The following is a 2054-nucleotide window of genomic DNA, read 5'->3' as shown; positions in this document are numbered from 1 at the left end:
ATAAGAATGAATAACAACATCTCTAAGAAAACTGACTATAAGGAGCTTTCTGTTTGGATCTTCTCAATTTTCTGTATCTCGCTTTTACTAATATTCAGTATAACGGAATTCCTTAGAGGAGTTTTAAATGAATGGCTATTTGAAAATAGTAGATTATTTCTCGTGCTACTCACTGTTGGAGTTGTAGTTATGTCATTTATAAACTCTCTGAAACTTCTGAGAAGAAATGATGCCTCAAAAAATATGAAATGGATTGTATTAAGCTCAATACCATTTGTACTATTTGCAATCGCTTTCCTATTAGCATTTAACTGGAAGAATATAGTAGAATCATATTTCAATTAATATGAACTCTAAACATGTTCTTAGTTTGTGCAACTTTAAATAACAGCGGTTGATCGCAAATAACGGGTTTAACCGAAAAAGTGTAATTTTAAAAACCAAGAAAGAAATTGGTTAATCCGACAAGTCCGCATCCCTACTCCCGCAACTTGCGATAACCGCAACCGTTGGCAAGAATTTTATTTTAAGATTTCGACTTTTTAAGTTTTATTTGCGGACTAACCCAAAAAACTAATCAATTGAAAAAATTATTTTTCTTCGCCTTTGTTCTAATTTCAACTTTCTCCTTCTCTCAAATGCAATATGGTGTTCTTGGAGGGATAAATAATTCTGCTCTTTCCAATGGGACAAAATCATTTAATATGAATCACCAAATAAGTTTACATTTAGGGATAGTGGCGGAAAAAGAACTGGGAAATAATATAGCGTTTAGACCTAAGTTAATGTATTCTCAGCAAGGTAACCGGGAGTTCAATGTTTCAACTGTGAATTATAAATTAAATTACATCAATTTACCTTTAGACTTTAAATTCTTTAACTCACCATATATTCTATTTGGTCCCCAAATTGGAGTACTCTTAAATAAAGAGTTCATGAATTATGAAGGTGAACCAGATTCATTTGATTACGGATTAAATTTAGGATTTGGAATCGATATTAAAAGATTTTTTATCGAGTTAGGAGCATATCAAGGATTAAACAAACTATTTACTACTGAGATAAGTAATATGACATTTGAACCTACAAATACAGTATTACAATTAAGTTTAGGATACAACTTATAAAACTCTTGCCAACATCGGTTCATCGCAAATAACGGGTTTAGCCGAAAAAGTGTAATTTTAGTAACCAGTAAAGAAAAGTGTTAATCCGACAAGTCCGCGTCCCTGCTCCCGCAACTTGCGATAACCGGAACCGTTGTAAACAAGAACAACTTCAAGTTTTTGACAAAGAAGAAAATTATTTTTACGCAGTTATCTGTATATTTAATTTACAAAATGAAGAATTGTGCAAATTGTACGTATTACTTTAAAATACAATTATGAAAGACTGGAATTTTCAAGTAAAAAATAGCCCGAAAGAGATTCGCCAAAAGTTAGAATCTTCGATTGGGAACGCTAACAGATTTGTGCTCAATATGAATGATGACAAGCTAAATCTGGAAAACTTTAAAATTCGTAAACGGCTTTTACTTCCATTTGAGATAAACAAACAGAATAATATTATTGTAAATGGAAAAATTACTAGAATTGATCCAGGAAAAGGTACGGGTATTAAAGTCTCTTTCTCGCAGCATCCTTTATCAAAGTTAATAATGTACGGACATATTATTCTCGGGTTAGGATTTTTAGTTGCTATAATTCTGGAATATAGTAACAACTCTTATACATATCTAATTGCAGGAATATTATTAGCGATCGGAGCATTATTAGGCTTTCAGCTTAAAATAAATTTTGACAAAAATGTACAGGAATACAAAAAATTGATTTCTGAGACACTAGGACAAAATTTGAACTATTCGAAATAGATTTTCAAAACAAGCAAATAGTGTTGTTCCAGTTTACAACAACGGTTAATCGCCAATAAGCGGTACCGTTAGAAAGAGAATAATTATCTTGACCAACATCAATATACTAAGCCGACAAATCCGCATCCATAATTCCGCGCCACTTGTCGATATACGAGACCGTTATACACAAGTGCTCCGCAAC

Annotated in this window: 3 protein-coding genes; all 3 read left to right on the top strand. The window is 32.2% G+C overall.

The window, feature by feature from the left end; all coding sequences use genetic code 11:
- Positions 1 to 345 (top strand): hypothetical protein (locus ACNI3T_RS11245; protein WP_418227890.1); only part of this gene is annotated, 345 nt, incomplete at its 5' end.
- Positions 346 to 581: 236 nt separating this feature from the next.
- Positions 582 to 1127, top strand: a complete 546-nt coding sequence (locus ACNI3T_RS11240; RefSeq protein ID WP_418227889.1) for a porin family protein — start codon at positions 582 to 584, stop codon at positions 1125 to 1127.
- 257 nt (positions 1128 to 1384) lie between these two features.
- On the top strand, positions 1385 to 1870 hold the full coding sequence (locus tag ACNI3T_RS11235; protein ID WP_418227888.1) for a DUF423 domain-containing protein: 486 nt from the start codon (positions 1385 to 1387) through the stop codon (positions 1868 to 1870).
- Positions 1871 to 2054 lie beyond the last annotated feature (184 nt).

This window comes from Christiangramia qingdaonensis (assembly GCF_048381525.1).
Taxonomy (GTDB): Bacteria; Bacteroidota; Bacteroidia; order Flavobacteriales; family Flavobacteriaceae; genus Christiangramia.
The sequence above is the reverse complement of the archived record's forward strand: the minus strand, read 5'-3'. Positions and strand labels throughout refer to the sequence as shown.

Bases quoted from the DNA above. Each gene is read 5' to 3' on its own strand.
- ACNI3T_RS11235 (WP_418227888.1), top strand. From the start codon at position 1,385: ATGAAAGACTGGAATTTTCAAGTAAAAAATAGCCCGAAAGAGATTCGC.